The organism is Mucilaginibacter sp. (assembly GCF_028288225.1).
Classification (GTDB): domain Bacteria; phylum Bacteroidota; class Bacteroidia; order Sphingobacteriales; family Sphingobacteriaceae; genus Mucilaginibacter.
This window is the reverse complement of the sequence record NZ_JAQBOC010000058.1, coordinates 42,962-61,523: the sequence shown is the minus strand read 5'-3', so window position 1 is coordinate 61,523 and position 18,562 is coordinate 42,962. Positions and strand designations below refer to the sequence as shown.

The following is an 18,562-nucleotide window of genomic DNA, read 5'->3' as shown; positions in this document are numbered from 1 at the left end:
AGCTTTAATTATTCAAAATAATTAAGTGTTTTAAACCCGCCCTTTTTTAAATAATCGTCTTTTTTTACCAAATGCAGATCAGATTGCATCATATCGCTAACCAATGCCTGCAAATCATATTTTGGTATCCATCCCAATTTTTCCTTTGCTTTTGTTGCATCACCTATTAGCAGGTCAACCTCTGTTGGTCTGAAATATTTTGAATCTATCTTAACCACCGTTTGCCCAAACTTTAAAGCTTCAGCATTCAACCCTAATTCTTCAACTTTTTGCTGGTCAATATCAATGATCACTCCGCGCTCGTTCTCATCCTTCCCGCTAAATTCTACCTCTATACCAAGTTCATTGAACGACATTTTTATAAACTCCCTAACCGTAGTGGTAACCCCTGTAGCAATAACAAAGTCTTCTGGCGTGTCATGCTGCAACATTAGCCACATGGCTTCAATATAATCTTTTGCATGACCCCAGTCGCGCTGGGCCGATAAGTTACCTACATACAGGCAATCCTGTAAACCCATAGCTATTTTTGAAGCCGCGCGTGTAATTTTACGGGTAACAAATGTTTCGCCGCGTACAGGGCTTTCATGGTTAAATAAGATGCCATTGCAGGCAAACATGTTATAAGCCTCACGGTAATTTACAATTATCCAATAGCCATATAGTTTAGCCACTGCATAAGGCGACCTTGGGTAAAATGGTGTGGTTTCACTTTGTGGTACCGCCTGTACCAACCCGTAAAGCTCAGATGTTGACGCCTGGTAGATCCGGGTTTTTTTTTCCAGCCCTAATAACCTTACGGCCTCTAATATCCTTAATGTACCAATACCATCAGCATTGGCAGTATATTCAGGGGTATCAAAACTAACCTTTACATGGCTTTGTGCTGCAAGGTTGTAGATCTCATCAGGCTGAATCTCCTGAACAAGCCTTATTAAATTGGTTGAATCGGTTAGATCGCCGTAATGAAGTTTCAATTTAACATTAGGCTCATGCGGATCGTGATATAGATGATCGATACGATCCGTATTAAATAATGACGACCTTCTTTTTATACCATGTACCTCGTAGCCTTTTTTAAGCAAAAACTCTGCTAAATATGCGCCATCTTGTCCTGTAATCCCTGTTATTAAAGCAACTTTCATTAATAAATATCGTGTAATAATTATATAACTACAATATTATCCAATTTAATTGTAAATGTGGTTATTTGAGGTGAGGTGGAGTAATTTTTTTGTGTTTTATTGAGATATTAAATTTGAATAGCCAGCATAACTCCGTTTAAAAAATTACGTTTTCGCTTATCATATATAAAAGGTAAATTTGATTAATAAAAACTCTATTCAATGGTTTTAGTACTTAAAAAAGGAGCTAGTAAAAAAGAAATGGATAACATTTCCACAAAGCTCAAATCAGGGAAAGGTGTTAACACCAGGAAATACTGCGGTGTTATTAAATTAAAAGAAGACCCATTAATCATACAAAAGAAAATGCGGGATGAGTGGGAATAAATATTTGTTAGATACAAATGCTATTTTATACATTTTAGATGGAGATGAAACACTTGCTGATTTTTTATTCGAAGAAGAATTATATGTATCTGTAATTTCAGAAATGGAATTATTGAGTTACAAAAATATTGCTGATAATGAGAAAAAAGAAATTGAGGCTTTTTTGGAAGATTGCACTATCATAAATATTGATAATAAGATCAAGCTCCAAAGCATTGAAGTAAAAAAACTTCAAATATGAAACTTCCGGATAGTATAATTGCCGGTACTTCCATATCTCTAAATCTGCCTCTTATAACATCCGACAAACAATTCAAAACACTTATAGGATTAGACCTTGTGTATTATGAAAAGTAACAGTATCAGATAAACATATAACTACCATGAAAATTGTTCCGATTGTTCGAAAAGCTGTGTTAAAGGAAATTGATGAGAGCTATGAGGACATGCTTTACTGGCTATCCAAAACTCCGCAGGAGCGAATGGCTGAAGTGACCAGATTATGTTCACATTTTTTAAAGCCAGGACAGCGTTTAGATAGAACGATTTTGATAAAGAGGTTATTACATCCATAGAGTTTAGCTTTAATAACTTTTAAGAAGTTGCCAATGCTTCTCAGTAACTCTTAAAGGTAACAATCGCCTTACCTCTTTCTATCTCCCCGCATCTTTATTACCTTTACCTTACAATGATTCCATCTACTCCCAATAAATATAACGAAAAATTCCAGCAGGCGCTTGCCCGGCTCAACCCGGAACAACTGGCTGCTGTTAATAAAATGGATGGCCCTGTTTTGGTTATTGCCGGGCCTGGCACGGGCAAAACACAGATCCTGGCTGCCCGCATAGGTAAAATATTAACCGAAACAGACGCTAGCGCACATGAAATTTTATGCCTTACCTATACCGATGCCGGCGCGGTAGCTATGCGCAAACGACTTTTTGAGTTTATAGGGCCCGATGCTTACCGCGTTAATATTTATACTTTCCATGCTTTTTGCAACGAGATAATCCAGGAGAACCTCGATTATTTTGGCAAGCTTAATATGGAAGCTTTGTCAGACCTGGAATCAGCTATGCTTTTCAGGGAGTTGGTTGATGAGTTTTCGAACGAGCATTTATTAAAGCGTTTCACAGGCGAGATCTATTTTGAGGCGCCAAGGCTAAAAAACCTTTTCTCGACCATGAAAAGTGAAGGCTGGGATGAGGCTGCTATTGAAAAAGCCGTAAATGAATACCTGGAAGATCTGCCAAACAGGGAAGCGTTCATTTATAAAAAGGCAAATGTTAAGGCGGGCATAAAGGCAGGCGATCCAAAACAAAAAGATATTGATAAGGCTCATGACCTAATGAAAAAGCTGCTTGCTGCTGTGAGCGAGTACCGCAATTTCGACAAAAAAATGAAGGATAAGGGCCGTTATGATTATGACGATATGATCATTTGGGTACTTAAAGCTTTCCGTGAAAATGAAGAACTATTGCGCCGTTACCAGGAACGCTACCAATATATTTTGGTGGACGAGTTCCAGGATACAAGCGGGTCGCAAAATGAGCTGTTAAAGTTTATCCTTAATTACTGGGAAACACCGAATGTGTTTGTGGTTGGCGATGATGACCAATCTATCTTTAAGTTCCAGGGAGCGAACATGAAGAATATTCTTGATTTTGCAAACGATTATGTGAGCACGCTGCAAACGGTGGTATTGAAACATAATTACCGATCAAACCAGCAGATCCTGGATATTTCAAAAGCGCTGATAAACAATAACCGTGAGCGTTTAACCGCTCAACTGGCTTTGGATAAAAACCTGCAGGCTGCACATCCGCGATTTGATGACCTGGTTGCATCACCTGTTATAAATGAATATGAAAACCCCGGCAAGGAACTGGTTGACGTTGCCACGAAAATTAAACAACTGCTTGCAAACGGTGCCGAACCCGGTGAAATTGCGGTGATATATCGTAACCACAGCCAGGTTGAAGAGTTGATCCAATACCTGGATACACAAAATATTGCTGTTAATACCAAACGCAAACTTGACATCTTCACTTTACCATTTGGCGAGAAGATCATCAATATAATGCGCTACCTGGCTATGGAAATGGATTCGCCTTATAGCGGGGATGAACTGTTATTTGAGATTATGCACTATGATTTTTTCGACATCCCTCCTATCGAGATCGCTAAAGCAAGCGTAGCAGTAGCGAAAGAAAATTATGCCACATCAAGGAATAATGAAGTTAAAACATCGCTGCGCCGTTATATCAGCGAGATAAAAGTGCCTATACAAACCGGCTTGTTTGATGAGGCTAAAAATCACCGGATGAAATTCCTGATAAGCGATATCGATTACCTGCTAACCTATTCGGCAAGCAATACGCTGCAGCAGCTTTTTCAGCAGCTGATAGCTAAAATGGGTATCCTTAAATACATTATGCAGCAGCCGGATAAAGGTTGGTATATGCAGGTGCTCACCAATTTCTTTGATTTTTTGAAGGATGAAAGCCGCAAAAACCCTGAAATAAAACTGGCCGACCTGGTAGCAATCATCAAGCTGATGAAAGAAAATAAGATCAGACTGGCGCTTAACCAGGTAATATTTTCAGAGAACGGAATTAATTTCCTTACCGCCCATGGCTCAAAAGGATTAGAATTTGAACACGTATTTTTAATTGGCTGCACCAAAAAGATCTGGGATGGCAAAGGCCGCAATTATGGCTTTAGTTATCCGGACACCTTAACACAGGCCACCGACGACGACATTGCTCAAAAAGAAGAATCGCGCAGGTTATTTTATGTGGCCATCACCCGCGCTAAACAACATTTGTTTATTTCATTTGCCAGCCAGGACAAAAACGGTAAAGACCAGGAAGCATCCCAATTTGTAGGAGAAATATTAGCAGATACCAATCTGCCGGTACATTATCCGCAAGTGAATGCCGACGATATGATTGCTTTTACCGCATTGCAATTCAGCGAGGCTGATAAGCCAAAAGTTGAATTGCTGGATAAAAACTATATCAACTTGCTATTGCAGGATTATACCCTTTCGGTAACGCATTTGAGCAACTACCTGGATTGTCCGCTGAAGTTTTATTTTCAGTGTTTAATAAGGGTCCCATCAGGTAAAAGTCCGTCGGCTACGTTTGGGCAGGCTGTGCATTGGGCGTTGAACAAAGTCTTTAGAAATCTGAAGGACGATGGCAATGAATTCCCGCTCACCGAAGATTTCATGAAAGAGTTTAGGTGGTACATGTACCGCAATCGCGATTCGTTTACCAAAGAAGATTTTAAACTGCGGCTCGATTACGGTGAAAAGATCTTGCCGGCCTATTATAACCAAAATATAACCGTGTGGAATAAAGTTGCTGTTACTGAACGCAGCATTAAAAACGTAGAAGTTGGGGGTGTACCCATAAAAGGGAACCTGGATAAGGTAGAATTTAACGGCAAACAGGCAACTGTTGTTGATTACAAAACCGGTAAGCTAAAATATTCCAAAGACAAATTTAACCGGCCAACAACCGAGGCGCCAAATGGCGGCGATTACTGGCGCCAGGCCGTTTTCTATAAAATTTTAATTGATAATGATTATTCAATTGATTGGGAAGTGATTAGCACCCTTTTTGAATTTGTTGAACCAATTAGCGAGGGCGAATATCATAAAGAAAAAGTTGTTATAACTCCTGAAGATACTGAAGAAGTAACTGAACAAATAAAAACAGTATATCAAAAAATAATGGCCCATGATTTTAACACCGGCTGCGGCAAAAAAGAATGCGACTGGTGCCATTTTGTAAAAAGCAATTTTAAGCAAGTTGGGGATATTATGCAGGAGGAAAGCGCGGATTAAAACATTAAAAACACAACGTATTACAGCAGAACATAATCATCATTTATGAAAAAACTATTACTAATCATCCCTGTACTTTTCATTTTACCCGCATCGGCACAAACAACCATTAAACAGGACGCAGCTATTAAACAAATGGTTGATGAAGTATCATCAAAAAACATTGAAGCCAATATCCGTAAACTGGTAAGTTTTAAGAGCCGTCATACACTGAGTGATACCACCAGTAAAACCGAAGGCAGTGGTGCTGCTCGTAATTGGATAAAGGCCGAAATGGAAAAGTACGCAGTCGAATCACAGGGAAGGATGACCGTTCAGTTTGATACGTTTACCCAACCCAAAGGCGAGCGGATTGATAAGCCTGTGCACCTTAAAAATGTATTGGCTACTTTAAAAGGGACCGATCCTAACGATACCAGGGTTTATATAGTATCCGGACATTATGATTCGCGGGTAAATGATGTGATGAACGCCAACTCGATTGAACCGGGCGCCAATGATGACGCTTCCGGATCGGCAGTATCATTGGAGCTGGCAAGGGTAATGGGCAAATGGTCGTTCCCATCAACCATTATATTCATGTGCGTTGTGGGCGAAGAACAGGGTTTATATGGTTCAACCAACGTTGCCAAACGCGCTAAAACCGAAAAATGGAACGTTGATGCCATGCTGAATAATGATATTGTTGGCAATAGCCACGGCATGGAAACTGATTTGAAAGATAACCGTAGTGTACGGGTGTTTAGTGAAGGTGTGCCTTCTACAGCCGCCGGCAATGAACGCGAGATAAAGAGTTTAATATCATTAGGGGGTGAGAATGACAGTCCATCGCGCGAGCTGGCCCGTTATGTTAAAGAAACAGCAGAACGTTACGTTGACCAGCTTGACGTAAAACTAATTTATCGGCGCGACCGTTACCTGCGTGGTGGCGACCATGTGCCTTTTTTACAACAAGGGTTTGCAGCAGTAAGGTTTACCGAAATGAATGAAGACTTTAACCGCCAGCACCAGGACATCCGTACTGAAAAGGGTGTTGAGTATGGCGATCTGCCCGATTTTGTAGATTTTAATTATGTACAAAAAGTGGCCAGAATGAATCTTTCAGTTCTTGCAAACTTGGCTTTTGCCTCCGCCGGGCCAGAAAATGTTGGTATAGTAACCAGTGGTTTAACTAATAAAACCACGTTAAAATGGGAAGCGCCAAAAGCAGGCAAAAAGCCAGCGGGTTATTATGTATTGATGCGCGAAAGCATCAGCCCCTACTGGGAAAAGAAATTTTATGTGGAAGGCACCGGCTTAACACTTAGCTACTCAAAAGATAATTATTTTTTTGCAGTGCAATCTGTTGATGAAAAAGGGCATGAGAGTTTGCCGGTGTATCCGAAGCCCATCAGATAGAGATTGTTGAAATGTTGTAAAGTTGAAAAAGAAAAAATAAAAGTTTGAAAGTTTAACAGGATCTAAACTTCGTGACTTTACTGACTTTTCCGACTTCGGGACTTTACTGACTTTACCGACTTTCGGACTTCTCACCCTATTTCACACTCTTTTTTAATACAATAAAATAACCGGCAATAAAAACCACTACTGCTATAATAAGGCTTACCCAGGTGTCTTTTGTAAACATGTCAATGGTAAGATGTAAGTTTATGGGCGAGGGATGATTGCCGCCCTTGGCCTGCCCCTGCGATAAAGCACGCATTGCCATCATGGGGTGCGAGTAGGGAAAAAGATAGGCATATTCCCAATTGTTTGTAGCTAAAATACTGCCTGTTATGGTACACACAAAGCCAATCCCCATGGGCTTTAAAAAATCACTAAATAAAAGGCTTAGTAAAAACTGGATGGAAAGAATACCCAATGAGGCCAGGAAAAACTTAAAATAAATTTTCGTTAAGATATCTGCAATGCTATACTCATTAAACTTTAACGATGGTTTAACTGTGCTCAATAAATTACCGAAACCCAATGTAAACAATACAAATAATGAGAGACAAAGAAACACGAGAAAAAACGCATAAAAATATTTGGCTGCATATACCGAAAGCTTCGATATGGGCAGGCTAAAAATAGTTTTCCAGGTGTCCGCCTTGTGCTCAACATTATTTACTGAGTAAGCAATAAAAATTATAAGCATTGGCAATAGCAGCAAGCCCATTATGCCTAAAATAGCACCGGCAAACTGGAACCAAATGACCATTGGAGGAGTATTGATCATGTGATCGCTTTTCACAAAAAAGCCGATGAAAAGCAACAAGCAAAGCAGTAATGGTAGTAAAACAGCGCTCCAAAAGCCCATGGTTTTACGCGTTTTATAAAATTCAGACCTGAACGATAGTATAAATCCTTGCATGGTTTAGGCGTTTTGGGTTATATCTAGAAATAATTTTTCCAGGTCTTTTTGCTGTTTATTAATGCTGTATATATTGTATCCGTTTTGATTTAGCGCCGCGTTTATCTCGCCCATATTTTCTTTTGATGCGTATGGAACATACAGGTGGTGATCGTTAACATCGGCAACAACAAAGTTATTTTTCTTTAAAAAGTTGGCGGCATCAACAGTGCGGTCGGTTTCAATTTGCACCAGCGGCTTGCTTAATGCTTCCAGATCATTGATACTGCCCTGGAACATCAGCTCGCCATGATTAATAATACCAACATGAGTGGCCATCCGCTCAATCTCAGAAAGTAAATGGCTCGATATAAAAACTGTTTTTTTACGCTCATTGGTGAGCTTCATCAACAACTCACGGATCTCTATAATACCGTTAGGATCAAGGCCGTTGGTTGGTTCATCGAGTATAAGTAATTTGGGGTCTGATAATAGCGCCAGTGCAATACCCAAACGCTGTTTCATGCCTAGTGAGTATTGACCTGCTTTTTTATGCGCCGCATCCTGCAAATGCACCAGGGTAAGCATTTCATCAACCCGTTTTTCTGGAATTTGTAATAATAGTGCTCTGTTAAGCAGGTTTTCTTTTCCGCTAAGATGAAGGTAAATTGCAGGCTGCTCAATCAGCGAGCCTATTTGTGAAAGAATTTTTATGCGGTTGCTTTGCAGCTCAAGATCAAAAATATGAATGCTGCCTTCCTGCGTTTTAAGCAGGTTAAGCAGCAATTTTATTGTAGTGGTTTTTCCAGCCCCGTTTGGGCCAAGGAATCCATATATGCTTCCTTCCGGAACTTGTAAGGATAATGATTTGACAACTGTTTGATTGCCAAAATTAAAGGTTAGGTTGCTGGTATTAATTACCATACTTTTTCTTTAGCTATAGCGCATACTGTTTTTACTAAGCTAACACTTTTATAAAAAAGTGAAGTGGCGTGAACTGAAGTACCAACAATAGTTTCCCTTTTCTGTTGAAACTGGTAACTTACACCCATTATAAGTGCAAAAAATACCGGAACCAGTAATAAGATAAAAGGATTTGAGTTTTTGATAAGCGTTTTCATCGTAATTGCTTTTGATGATACAAAGAAATATCAAAAAATTCACCTGCTAAAAACATTTAGACCAACACACAGGATTCATAGATGAACAACTGTATAAGCCAATTAATCTGTTCGTCGGGTAATTCAGCCTGTTTATCGACAAAACATTGTGCTATATATAATATAAATGCTTTAGCATTGTGTAAATATTAATTTAGGTGCGATGAAAAGCCGTTGGCAAATATTCTGGCATGTATTTTTTTGGGTTGTAATGATCTCACTTTTGATATTCGTTGCACAATTAGATGAAAAAATACCTGTCAACGAGATCCTGGTTCTATTCATTTTATATCCTTTTATTAATATCAGCCTGTTTTACATCAATTACCTGGTGTTGCTGCCTAAGTTTTTTCATAAAAAGCGATATGCTACTTACATATTTATCATTGTTTTAGTCATTGTACTGTTTGGCCTTGGCAAATATGGACTTGCGCTTATTTTTAAACAATACGTGCTTATCCACTCAAAAGGTCATATAACTGGTTTTGGCCAATTTTTTATAGGCACGGTATTTACCAACCTGTTCTTTTTATTTTTAAGCACAGCACTAAAGTTTGCTATTGATTGGTTTTTAAATGAACGCATCCAGCGCGACCTGGAAAACCAGCGTTTAAGCGCCGAGCTGGCATTCCTTAAATCGCAGATAAATCCTCATTTTTTATTCAATTCGTTAAACAGCATATATTCGCTGGCCTACCAACGATCCGCGACTACGCCCGAAGCAATATTAAAACTATCCGAAATTATGCGTTACATGCTTTATGAATGTAATGATAATAAGGTTGATCTGGCCAAAGAGCTGCAGTACCTTCAAAATTATATCGATCTGCAAAAAATAAGGTTTAGTGACAAAGCCTATATTGATTACAAGGTTGAGGGAAAAATACAAAACCAGCAGATAGTGCCGTTATTGCTTATTGCGTTTATTGAGAATGCATTTAAACATGGCGTAGCAAATGATCCGCTTACACCTATCCGTTTATTGATCGATGTTGACGAGGAACATTTACATTTTTACATACAAAATAAAAAACACACCAATAACCGGGATGCTTCTGGCGGAATTGGTTTGAATAATGTTAAACGCAGGCTAAATTTGCTGTATCCAAATAAATATAATTTGGATATAAATGATGAAACAGATACTTACACAGTTGAATTATCTTTAGTTTTATAAAATGATCAGATGTCTAATTGTTGATGACGAGCCTTTGGCATTGCATATACTGGAAGACTATCTTTCAAAGATCCCGTTTTTGCAATTGGTTAAGGCCACAACAAATCCTATTGAAGCACTCACATTGGTACAGGAAAAACTTGTCGACCTTGTTTTTTTGGATGTGCAAATGCCTGAGCTTACCGGGATCCAATTTTTACGGATAGCTAACGGCAAGGCGAAAGTTATTTTAACCACCGCTTATCCGCAATATGCTCTTGAAGGCTATGAGCTTGATGTAATTGATTACCTGCTTAAACCAATAGCGTTCGATCGTTTTTTCAAATCAGTTCAAAAGGCCCAGGCAGTTTTGCAACCGGCAGCCACACCTATCCAACCGGAGCCAGTACAACAACAAAAACAACAGGACCTTTTAAGCGATTTTATATTTGTTAAAACTGAGCATAAAATCCAGAAGGTTTACCTGAATGATATCCTTTTTATTGAAGGCCTGAAAGATTATATCTCCATATTCACTCCAGGCGAACGGATCATCACCCTTCAAAACATGAAGAAAATGGAAGATGCTTTGCCTGGGAAGCACTTTATACGGGTACACAAATCATACATCGTATCCATTAATAAGATAGACAGTATTGAACGCAGCCGTATTTTTATTGGCGATAAAATTATCCCGGTAGGTGATACTTACAGAGAAGAGTTTTTCAAGATAGTTGACGGGAAGAATATTTAAAAAAGTCCTAAGTCTGTAGTCGAAAGTCTTGAGTCTGTCGAATGTTTTTTTGACTTTAGACTAAAAAAGGCTCAAGACTTCAGACTTCATCCCTGTCCAAGCGCTTTCTTTACTCTGGTCTCAGCTTCCTTAACCAAATCTTCAGCCGGTCTACCATTTGGTTCAATGGGTTCAAGCACTTCCCAGGTTGCTTTTGTGAATGTATTGAGGGGATAAAATCCATATTGCGTTAATTTCCACGAGTTATTAATAGCGATGGGTACTAATAATGCTTCGGGACATTTTTTCAGGATGGTTGCAATTCCGCCAACCTGGAAGGGCTTTACCAATCCATTTTTAGAACGTGTACCTTCTGGAAAAATAACAGTCGACCACTTATTTTCTTTCATCCGGTTGGCCAGTTTAACAATTTCAGTGATAGATTGGCGCGAATCATTGCGATCGATATTGGCGCCTCCGCCATATTTTAAGTTGTATGATATAGATGGGATGCCTTTTGTAAGTTCAATTTTTGAGATAAATTTAGCGTGATATTTACGCAGGTAATAAATAAGCGGCGGAATATCAGCCAGGCTTTGGTGGTTTGCAATAAAAATGATAGGCCGGCCTATCGGCAGGTTTTGCTTATTGATAAAGATAACCCGGTTGCCTGTTAAATAAAAGGTGCTGAAGAGACATAAATTCAAAAGATCAACTACCTTTTTGTGTGCTGTATAACCAAAAAACTTATAAGCAATCCATTGCAATGGCTGAAAAATGACCAGCACCAGGCAAAACGCAACAATAGTAAGAGGTGACAAGATATATCCTAAAAGCTTTCTCATAAAAGCATCAAAGTTAATTATTTCAGTTGAATGGTTGATTAGGTTTAGAAAGTTGATTGGGTTAGATTAAGTTGAATGAGTTGCTCAAATTTTACACCATTTATAAACTTCCCTCCAATATTAATAGCTGAACTTTTAAAACTGCCGCCACTGTTACAGAGTCGGTTATGGTACCGTTGCAAACCATTTCGTAAACTTCTTTAAAAGGTAGTTTCTTAACTATCAGTTGCTCGGTGTCTTCGGGTTCGGCTTCAAATTGTTGTAAGTTGCGGGCAAGATAAAGGATGCTGAGTTCATCGCTTACCGAATTGGAGAGATGCAGGCGTTGGATCTCCATCCAGCTTTCGGCTTTGAGGCCGGTTTCTTCCAATAGCTCTCGTTTTGCAGATTCCAAAGGGTCAGTACCCACCGGGCCTCCCCCTTCGGGCATTTCCCAGCTGTATTGTCCTATTGCAAAACGGAATTGGCCTACCAGGTAAGTGTTCAGTTCATCATCCAAAGGCAAAACTCCTATCGCTGCATTTTTAAAATGCACCTTGCCATAAATGCCAGGATTACCGGATGGGTTAATAACCTGGTATTCGGTTACATTTATCCAGGGATTATCATAAACAGCCTTTTCAGAGGTTATTTGCCAGGGGTTTTCTTCAGGATGATGCATGGGGGTAAAAATGATGAAAATATGTGAAATAACATATTGATCATCACCTTCCAAACGCCCAAATCAAAAACTTAGGCATTGCTTTGCCCCAGGTTTCGGTATTATGGCTTCCGCCTACCATTTCAAGATATTGAACATCATTCGGACGGGTAAAACCTTTATTTTCCAGTTCCTTTATCAGGTCTACGGTATCATCTATTGAATCGATGATTCCGTTTTTGTTACGGTCGCTGGTTTCATCTTTGGTACCGGTTTGCAGCCAGATCTTTATATTAGGCTTCGCAGCCGTGTTCCTCACAATACTGTGCATAATCCGGTCGCCTTCAGTATAACCTTTCGCAAGGTCTTTACTCCGCCACCAGAAAGAGCCGGAGAATACACCTGCTTTATCAAACAGTTCCGGGTTATTCCAGGAAATATCCAGTGCAGATAACCCACCTAAAGAAAATCCTGCATAAGCAGTCGAGTTAAACTGTTCGATACCTGTCAATTTAGTAATTGCGGGCAATAGTTCCGATTTAATGAACGCAGTATATAAACCGGCTTTTATCCCCCGCTTTTTAAAATCGGGTTTTCCGGCTGTTCCGTATTCCAGCAATCGTTCATCACCAGCATGTATGGCAACAACCAATACCGGTTTTATCCTGTTATTGCTGGCTAAGTTCTGTAAAGTTTCTTTTAGCAGAAGGTTTTCAGCTTCCTGCCCGTCATTCAGTAATAATAAATTTAAGGGCTCTGACATTTCACCATCTTCCGGCATCAGCAGCGTGCATTCAACATCACGCTTAAGCACATCAGATTTTATTGTTATATTATTTTCAGTGATAGTTATCTCCATCTCCTGCCAGCTCGCGTACATCTCTATGTTCAATTAATTAAGGCTGCAAAAATACGGTTATCATTTTACAATCTGAAAATTTGGCGATTTGATGAGATTGATTTGATAATTCGGTCATTTGAAGATTTGAAAATGAGATCATTGGAATATACTACCGGGTTTTCATTTTCAAATTTTCTTATCTTCAAATCATCAAATCAAAATTAATTCTCTAACTTACAATCACAAAATAAACCCTAACACATTGACAGAAAAATATCACCGCTGGTATTCACAGAATCTTGGGCTTGATGTAGAAATGCTTGTTTTTGGCGACCGTGGCTATCCGGTTATACTTTTTCCTACTTCGCAGGGACGTTATTACCAGAATAAAGATGAAGGGCTTATTGAAAGCGTAAGATGGTTTGTTGATGAAGGTATTGTAAAAATTTATTGCCCTGATAGTTTTGATTGGTTAACCTGGTACAATAAAAGCGTTAACCCCGCAGAGCGGGCGCACCGCTATGCATGGTATGATAAAATGCTTACTGATGAACTGGCTCCCTGGGCTATGTACGAAACCGGCGTTGGCAAAGTAGCCACTGCCGGCTGCAGTTTTGGCGGCTACCATGCTGTAAACTTTGCGTTAAAGCACCCGGATAAAGTGGGCAACCTGTTTAGCATGAGTGGAGCCTTTGACGTGAAACAATTTACCGACGGTTTTTATAACGATGATGTGTTTTATAATAACCCGGTAGATTTTTTGCCGGGAAGCAACCTGCCTGCTCTGTGGCATATGAATATTATCCTTGGCACAGCAGAACATGACATTTGCCTGGAGGATAATAAACGCATGTCAAACATTATGAACCAAAAGCATATTAACCATTGGTTGGATGTGCGCCCGTTTGCAAGTCACGACTGGCCCGTGTGGAAGGAAATGTTTCCGCATTATTTATCAACGATAAGATAGGTGATGGAGATCAGAGGCTGGAGATTAGGCAGCGACAGTATAAGAAGAGGTTAGAATTAAGAACCAGATAAACACATAACTATCCATGAAAAAAATAGGAATCTTATTCGGGCAGGAAAAATCATTTCCGCAGGCATTTGTTGACCGCATTAATCAAAAAGCCGAAAAAAATATAAGTGCAGAGTTTGTACGTATTGATAAAGTGATGCAAGCCGAGCCATTGGATTATGCGGTTATAGTAGACCGGATTTCGCAGGACGTGCCTTTTTATAGGGCTGCGTTAAAAAATGCGGCCATTTGTGGCACAGCGGTAATTAACAACCCATTTTGGTGGAGTGCCGATGAAAAGTTTTTTAACAATGCGCTGGCGGTAAAAATTGGCGTGCCTGTGCCAAAAACAGTGATCCTGCCGTCAAAAGACCTGCCTGATGATACAACAGATCTATCATTCCGTAACTTGGCTTATCCTTTAGATTGGGAAGGAATCTTTAAATACGTGGGCTTCCCGGCTTATATGAAACCCTTTGACGGGGGCGGCTGGAAAGAGGTTTACCAGATAAATAACCTTGACGAGCTTTGGGATAAATACAACCAAACAAAACAATATGTAATGATGCTGCAGGAGGAAATTATTTTTGAAGATTATTTCCGCTGCTATTGCATTGGCGGCAAGCATGTTCGCATTATGCAGTACGAGCCACGTAATCCGCACCATTTAAGGTATGAGCATGGCAAGGCCCCGGCAGCTAAAAAATTGCTTGAAACTGTAAAAGACTATGTTATAAAGCTCAATAAATATTTGGGCTATGATTTTAACACAGTTGAGTTTGCCATTCGTGATGGTGTGCCTTATGCCATTGATTTTTGTAACCCGGCCCCCGATGCGGAGGTAACCAGTGTTGGCCAGGAAAACTTTGATTGGGTAGTTGAAACTGCTGCCGATTATGCTATTGAACGCGCTAAAAAGCAAAAGGACGATAGCGATAACCTTACCTGGGGTGAATATGTAAAAACAGGTGCAGCCGGCCATCATCTTTTATCATCAGAGAAGAAAATAGAGAAGAAAGCTGATAAAAAAGAAGTTAGCTCCGGAGTTATTGATCGTGATATTGCAGCGGATAAGAAAGCAGCAAAGCCTAAAAAAGCTGCAAAAAAATAAAAGATCCGTTTTTGTGTATACCAATTATAAAAGGCTAAAATAAAATGAACGAGTTTACCTTAGGTGTTGAAGAAGAATTCATGGTGGTTGACCCTGTGACCAGGGAACTAAAATCGCATGAGCAAAAAATTGTTGACAGCGCCCAAAAGATCCACGAGGACCAGGTGAAAGCCGAAATGCACCAGGCTGTGGTTGAGGTGGGCACACATATTTGCCACAACACGGAAGAGGCACGTAAAGAAGTAAGTAAGCTGCGCGGCACTGTTGCCCGGTTAGCCGGAGATATTGGCCTGCGCATAGGAGCAGCAGGTACACACCCATTTTCACACTGGCAGCATCAACTGATAACGGATCATCCGAGGTATTTTGAGATTGTAGACGAGCTGCAGGAAGCTGCGCGGTCAAACCTTATTTTTGGCCTGCATGTACATGTCGGCATCCAATCAAGGGATATGGCCATTCATATTGCCAACCAGGTGAGGTATTTTTTGCCGCACGTATATGCCTTATCAACCAATTCGCCATTTTGGGAAGGGCGAAATACCGGTTATAAATCATTCCGTACCAAAGTATTTGACAAATTCCCCCGCACAGGCATTCCTGATTATTTCAGCAGTATTGAAGAGTATGATAATTATATAAAGCTGTTGGTAAAAACCAATTGTATTGATAATGCCAAGAAGATCTGGTGGGATATCCGCGTTCACCCGTTTTTTGAAACCATCGAATTCCGTATTTGCGATTGCCCTATGCTGATTGATGAAACCATGACCTTTGTAGCATTGTTCCAGGCTTTATGTGCCAAATTGTATAAGCTGCGCCAGCAAAACATGTCGTTTATTAATTACAACCGCGCACTTATAAATGAAAATAAATGGCGTGCGGCCCGGTACGGCATTGACGGGAAAATGATAGATTTTGGCAAAGAGATGGAAGTAAATACCCGGTCGTTAATACTGGAATTATTGGACTTTATTGATGATGTTGTGGATGATCTTGGCTGCCGTGACGACCTGCAACATGTACACAAAATATTGGAACATGGCACCGGTGCCGACAGGCAGTTAGCAGTTTACGCGCAAAATAATAACTTTGCAGATGTGGTTGATTATATTACATCACAAACGTTAAAAGGAATTTAGTAAGAAATGATACAAACAGAAAAACCGGAAATTAAAGTTGCTATTATTGACCTGTATGATGGTATAGCCAATGAGGGGATGCGCGGGTTCCGTGAAATATTAGAAAGATATAAATTAAAAACCGGGCTTAATTTAAGTTACGAGGTATTTGATGTTCGAAAAAAAGTTGACGTACCCTCAACTGATTTTGATATTTATATTTCGAGCGGCGGTCCTGGCAGCCCAATAGACAGTGAAGGCACTGAATGGGAAAAGAAATATTTTCAGTTAATCGATAAGCTGGAAGATCATAATCTGTCTAACACATCACAAAAAAAATATGGCTTTTTTGTTTGTCACTCATTTCAACTGCTGTGCCGCAAGTACCAGCTGGGTGATATAAACATGAGAAAGTCAGCTTCTTTTGGGGTTTTACCTATCCATAAAACTCCATCAGCTATAAATGAGCCGGTATTTGATGGTTTGACTGATCCTTTTTACTCTGTTGATTCAAGGCTGTGGCAGGTGATAAACCCGGACGAGAAACGTTTTAGTGAACTTGGCATGCAGTTACAAGCTATTGAAAAGGAAAGACCGCACGTTGACCTGCCACGGGCTATGATGGCCATCCGCTTTAGCGATTACTTTTTTTCGACACAATTCCATCCCGAAGCGGATGCGAAAGGCGTAAAGTCGCTATTGGTGAAAGAAGAAAAAAAGAATGAAGTTGTAGCAGAGCATGGCCTTGATAAATACAATGAAATGCTCGACAGAATTGAAGATCAGGATAAAATAACTCATACCCAAAACACCATAATCCCTAACTTTTTAGACCAGGCAGTTTTAAGTTTACAGGAAGCCTGATACTGTTTGGGGCCCGGTTTTTGAATTTACTATATTATTTCCAATGAACCCATCCGCCAGAAAAACATTCAACGCCAATTTCACTGAAGAAAAGTATCAAAACTTTTTAAAGGATCTGAATGCGGGACTACACAATCCTATTGCCTTCCGGCTTGCTGAAACTCCAGTTTTTTTGACGGATGATTTTCGTAATAATCTGATCTCGGCCGGGGGTGATATTGTTGATACTATCCTGCAGCCTGATTTTAAAGAGTTGACCGAAAGGGCTATTCCCGAAAAATGGCGTGTAGCCAATGAGAATGATCATCCGCATTTTATCGCTCTTGATTTTGGGGTTTGTAAGGATGAGGCTGGCAACATCGTTCCAAAACTGATAGAACTACAAGGTTTTCCTTCACTATATGGTTTCCAGGTAACCCTCGCCGATACTTACAAGGATAATTTTGAGATCTCAAACGATCAAACAGTATATTTCAGCGGACTTGATAGAACATCATACATTGATCTGCTTAAAAAAACTATTGTTGGCGACTTTGAGCCCGGCGAGGTGGTATTGATGGATGTTAATGCACCCAGACAAAAAACGGTGGTCGATTTTTATTTAACTCAAAAATATATTGGTACGCCCGTTGTTTCATTAAGTGACCTTGAACAGGAAGGCGACCAGCTTTTTTACCGGGTAAATGGCGAAAAAAAACGCATCAGGCGGATTTATAACCGGCTGATATTTGATGAGATAGAAGGCGATCCAAAGATCTTTGAAAAGGCTGTGGATATCAGGCAGTCACTTGATGTGGAATGGATAACCCATCCAAACTGGTTTTATCGCGTAAGCAAATTTACCATGCCCTTTCTAAATGGTGATTATATACCCAAAACACAATTTTTACATCAGCTAAAAGAAATCCCCGCTGACCTCGAAAACTATGTGCTTAAACCGCTATTTTCCTTTGCCGGACAGGGTGTAATAATAGATATTGCAAAAGATGACATCCAAAGTATAAAAGATCCTGAAAACTGGATCCTGCAGCAAAAAGTAAATTACGAGCCAGTAGTACAAGCACCCGACGGTGGTGTAAAAGTTGAGATAAGGCTATTGTACTTATGGCCAAATGGCGATAAAAAACCTACTTTGGCTATCAATCTTGCCCGTTTAAGCCGTGGCAAAATGATTGGTGTACGCTATAACCACGATTTTGACTGGGTAGGAGGCACAATTGCTTTTATGTCGGGTGAACAGAGTCAGGAATCAAGATTTAAAAAATAAAATTTATTCCAATATCTTTCCTGACTACTGACATCTTGATTCTTGACTCTCTACAGATTAAACCAAATACTATTTCACTTGTCTCTTACGTATATATTATATAAAATGTA

General features: G+C 39.8%; 18 protein-coding genes. 11 read left to right on the top strand and 7 right to left on the bottom strand.

What is annotated here, in order from left to right; all coding sequences use genetic code 11:
* Positions 1-8: 8 nt before the first annotated feature.
* On the bottom strand, positions 9-1,145 hold the full coding sequence (gmd, locus tag JWQ54_RS18035; protein WP_299587582.1) for a GDP-mannose 4,6-dehydratase: 1,137 nt from the start codon (positions 1,143-1,145) through the stop codon (positions 9-11).
* Positions 1,146-1,346: 201 nt separating this feature from the next.
* Between gmd and JWQ54_RS18030 the strand changes: the two genes are divergently transcribed.
* The 4 genes from JWQ54_RS18030 (at position 1,347) to JWQ54_RS18015 (ending at position 6,762) form a co-directional block, all read left to right on the top strand.
* A complete protein-coding gene (locus tag JWQ54_RS18030) occupies positions 1,347-1,511 on the top strand; it encodes a hypothetical protein (protein ID WP_299587580.1) in 165 nt (54 codons plus the stop codon).
* Positions 1,498-1,752, top strand: a complete 255-nt coding sequence (locus tag JWQ54_RS18025; RefSeq protein WP_299587578.1) for a PIN domain-containing protein — start codon at positions 1,498-1,500, stop codon at positions 1,750-1,752. The genes JWQ54_RS18030 and JWQ54_RS18025 overlap by 14 nt, the downstream gene beginning before the upstream one ends.
* Positions 1,753-2,199: 447 nt before the next feature.
* Positions 2,200-5,364 carry an ATP-dependent DNA helicase gene (locus tag JWQ54_RS18020; RefSeq protein ID WP_299587576.1) on the top strand — a complete coding sequence of 1,055 codons (3,165 nt, stop codon included), beginning with the start codon at positions 2,200-2,202 and terminating at the stop codon, positions 5,362-5,364.
* Between the two features lie 45 nt (positions 5,365-5,409).
* Complete coding sequence (locus tag JWQ54_RS18015; protein WP_299587573.1) at positions 5,410-6,762, top strand: M28 family peptidase; 1,353 nt, start codon at positions 5,410-5,412, stop codon at positions 6,760-6,762.
* A 136-nt stretch (positions 6,763-6,898) separates the two neighbouring features.
* Here the strand turns inward: JWQ54_RS18015 and JWQ54_RS18010 are convergent, their stop codons facing one another.
* From JWQ54_RS18010 to JWQ54_RS18000, 3 genes are read right to left on the bottom strand one after another with little or no spacing between them, the layout of a single operon-like run.
* On the bottom strand, positions 6,899-7,717 hold the full coding sequence (locus JWQ54_RS18010; RefSeq protein WP_299587570.1) for an ABC transporter permease: 819 nt from the start codon (positions 7,715-7,717) through the stop codon (positions 6,899-6,901).
* Positions 7,718-7,720: 3 nt separating this feature from the next.
* A complete protein-coding gene (locus tag JWQ54_RS18005; RefSeq protein WP_299587567.1) occupies positions 7,721-8,620 on the bottom strand; it encodes an ABC transporter ATP-binding protein in 900 nt (299 codons plus the stop codon).
* Positions 8,614-8,817, bottom strand: a complete 204-nt coding sequence (locus JWQ54_RS18000) for a hypothetical protein (RefSeq protein ID WP_299587564.1) — start codon at positions 8,815-8,817, stop codon at positions 8,614-8,616. The genes JWQ54_RS18005 and JWQ54_RS18000 overlap by 7 nt, the downstream gene beginning before the upstream one ends.
* A 202-nt stretch (positions 8,818-9,019) precedes the next feature.
* Between JWQ54_RS18000 and JWQ54_RS17995 the strand changes: the two genes are divergently transcribed.
* Together JWQ54_RS17995 and JWQ54_RS17990 are read left to right on the top strand one after the other, a co-directional pair.
* Complete coding sequence (locus JWQ54_RS17995; RefSeq protein ID WP_299587561.1) at positions 9,020-10,033, top strand: sensor histidine kinase; 1,014 nt, start codon at positions 9,020-9,022, stop codon at positions 10,031-10,033.
* Between the two features lies 1 nt (position 10,034).
* Positions 10,035-10,766 carry a LytTR family DNA-binding domain-containing protein gene (locus tag JWQ54_RS17990; protein WP_299587559.1) on the top strand — a complete coding sequence of 244 codons (732 nt, stop codon included), beginning with the start codon at positions 10,035-10,037 and terminating at the stop codon, positions 10,764-10,766.
* A gap of 86 nt (positions 10,767-10,852) precedes the next feature.
* Here JWQ54_RS17990 and JWQ54_RS17985 read toward each other — a convergent pair whose 3' ends face one another.
* The 3 genes from JWQ54_RS17985 to JWQ54_RS17975 form a co-directional block, all read right to left on the bottom strand.
* Positions 10,853-11,590, bottom strand: coding sequence for a 1-acyl-sn-glycerol-3-phosphate acyltransferase (locus JWQ54_RS17985; protein WP_299587556.1), 738 nt, complete (start codon positions 11,588-11,590; stop codon positions 10,853-10,855).
* A gap of 100 nt (positions 11,591-11,690) precedes the next feature.
* Positions 11,691-12,251, bottom strand: coding sequence for an NUDIX hydrolase (locus JWQ54_RS17980; protein ID WP_299587553.1), 561 nt, complete (start codon positions 12,249-12,251; stop codon positions 11,691-11,693).
* Between the two features lie 43 nt (positions 12,252-12,294).
* Entirely contained in the window at positions 12,295-13,122 is an 828-nt protein-coding gene (locus tag JWQ54_RS17975) for an alpha/beta hydrolase-fold protein (RefSeq protein WP_299587550.1), read from the bottom strand.
* A 211-nt stretch (positions 13,123-13,333) separates the two neighbouring features.
* Here JWQ54_RS17975 and JWQ54_RS17970 point away from each other — a divergent pair, with 211 nt between their 5' ends.
* From JWQ54_RS17970 to JWQ54_RS17950, 5 genes are all read left to right on the top strand, one after another.
* Complete coding sequence (locus JWQ54_RS17970) at positions 13,334-14,041, top strand: alpha/beta fold hydrolase (protein ID WP_299587548.1); 708 nt, start codon at positions 13,334-13,336, stop codon at positions 14,039-14,041.
* A gap of 85 nt (positions 14,042-14,126) precedes the next feature.
* A complete protein-coding gene (locus JWQ54_RS17965; RefSeq protein ID WP_299587545.1) occupies positions 14,127-15,200 on the top strand; it encodes a hypothetical protein in 1,074 nt (357 codons plus the stop codon).
* A 44-nt stretch (positions 15,201-15,244) separates the two neighbouring features.
* Positions 15,245-16,342, top strand: a complete 1,098-nt coding sequence (locus tag JWQ54_RS17960; RefSeq protein WP_299587543.1) for a carboxylate-amine ligase — start codon at positions 15,245-15,247, stop codon at positions 16,340-16,342.
* A 6-nt stretch (positions 16,343-16,348) separates the two neighbouring features.
* Complete coding sequence (locus JWQ54_RS17955; RefSeq protein WP_299587540.1) at positions 16,349-17,185, top strand: GMP synthase; 837 nt, start codon at positions 16,349-16,351, stop codon at positions 17,183-17,185.
* Between the two features lie 43 nt (positions 17,186-17,228).
* Positions 17,229-18,452, top strand: a complete 1,224-nt coding sequence (locus JWQ54_RS17950) for a hypothetical protein (protein WP_299587537.1) — start codon at positions 17,229-17,231, stop codon at positions 18,450-18,452.
* The last annotated feature ends 110 nt before the right edge of the window (positions 18,453-18,562 follow it).

What these genes read in the sequence shown, in the direction of transcription:
- JWQ54_RS17980 (WP_299587553.1), bottom strand. Translation starts at nt 12,251, where the DNA reads ATGCATCATCCTGAAGAAAACCCCTGGCAAATAACCTCTGAAAAGGCT.
- JWQ54_RS17990 (WP_299587559.1), top strand. Translation starts at nt 10,035, where the DNA reads ATGATCAGATGTCTAATTGTTGATGACGAGCCTTTGGCATTGCATATA.
- JWQ54_RS18025 (WP_299587578.1), top strand. Translation starts at nt 1,498, where the DNA reads ATGAGTGGGAATAAATATTTGTTAGATACAAATGCTATTTTATACATT.
- JWQ54_RS17960 (WP_299587543.1), top strand. Translation starts at nt 15,245, where the DNA reads ATGAACGAGTTTACCTTAGGTGTTGAAGAAGAATTCATGGTGGTTGAC.
- JWQ54_RS18005 (WP_299587567.1), bottom strand. Translation starts at nt 8,620, where the DNA reads ATGGTAATTAATACCAGCAACCTAACCTTTAATTTTGGCAATCAAACA.
- JWQ54_RS18020 (WP_299587576.1), top strand. Translation starts at nt 2,200, where the DNA reads ATGATTCCATCTACTCCCAATAAATATAACGAAAAATTCCAGCAGGCG.
- JWQ54_RS18010 (WP_299587570.1), bottom strand. Translation starts at nt 7,717, where the DNA reads ATGCAAGGATTTATACTATCGTTCAGGTCTGAATTTTATAAAACGCGT.
- JWQ54_RS17965 (WP_299587545.1), top strand. Translation starts at nt 14,127, where the DNA reads ATGAAAAAAATAGGAATCTTATTCGGGCAGGAAAAATCATTTCCGCAG.
- JWQ54_RS18015 (WP_299587573.1), top strand. Translation starts at nt 5,410, where the DNA reads ATGAAAAAACTATTACTAATCATCCCTGTACTTTTCATTTTACCCGCA.
- JWQ54_RS17995 (WP_299587561.1), top strand. Translation starts at nt 9,020, where the DNA reads ATGAAAAGCCGTTGGCAAATATTCTGGCATGTATTTTTTTGGGTTGTA.
- JWQ54_RS17950 (WP_299587537.1), top strand. Translation starts at nt 17,229, where the DNA reads ATGAACCCATCCGCCAGAAAAACATTCAACGCCAATTTCACTGAAGAA.
- JWQ54_RS17955 (WP_299587540.1), top strand. Translation starts at nt 16,349, where the DNA reads ATGATACAAACAGAAAAACCGGAAATTAAAGTTGCTATTATTGACCTG.
- JWQ54_RS17985 (WP_299587556.1), bottom strand. Translation starts at nt 11,590, where the DNA reads ATGAGAAAGCTTTTAGGATATATCTTGTCACCTCTTACTATTGTTGCG.
- JWQ54_RS18000 (WP_299587564.1), bottom strand. Translation starts at nt 8,817, where the DNA reads ATGAAAACGCTTATCAAAAACTCAAATCCTTTTATCTTATTACTGGTT.
- JWQ54_RS18030 (WP_299587580.1), top strand. Translation starts at nt 1,347, where the DNA reads ATGGTTTTAGTACTTAAAAAAGGAGCTAGTAAAAAAGAAATGGATAAC.
- gmd (WP_299587582.1), bottom strand. Translation starts at nt 1,145, where the DNA reads ATGAAAGTTGCTTTAATAACAGGGATTACAGGACAAGATGGCGCATAT.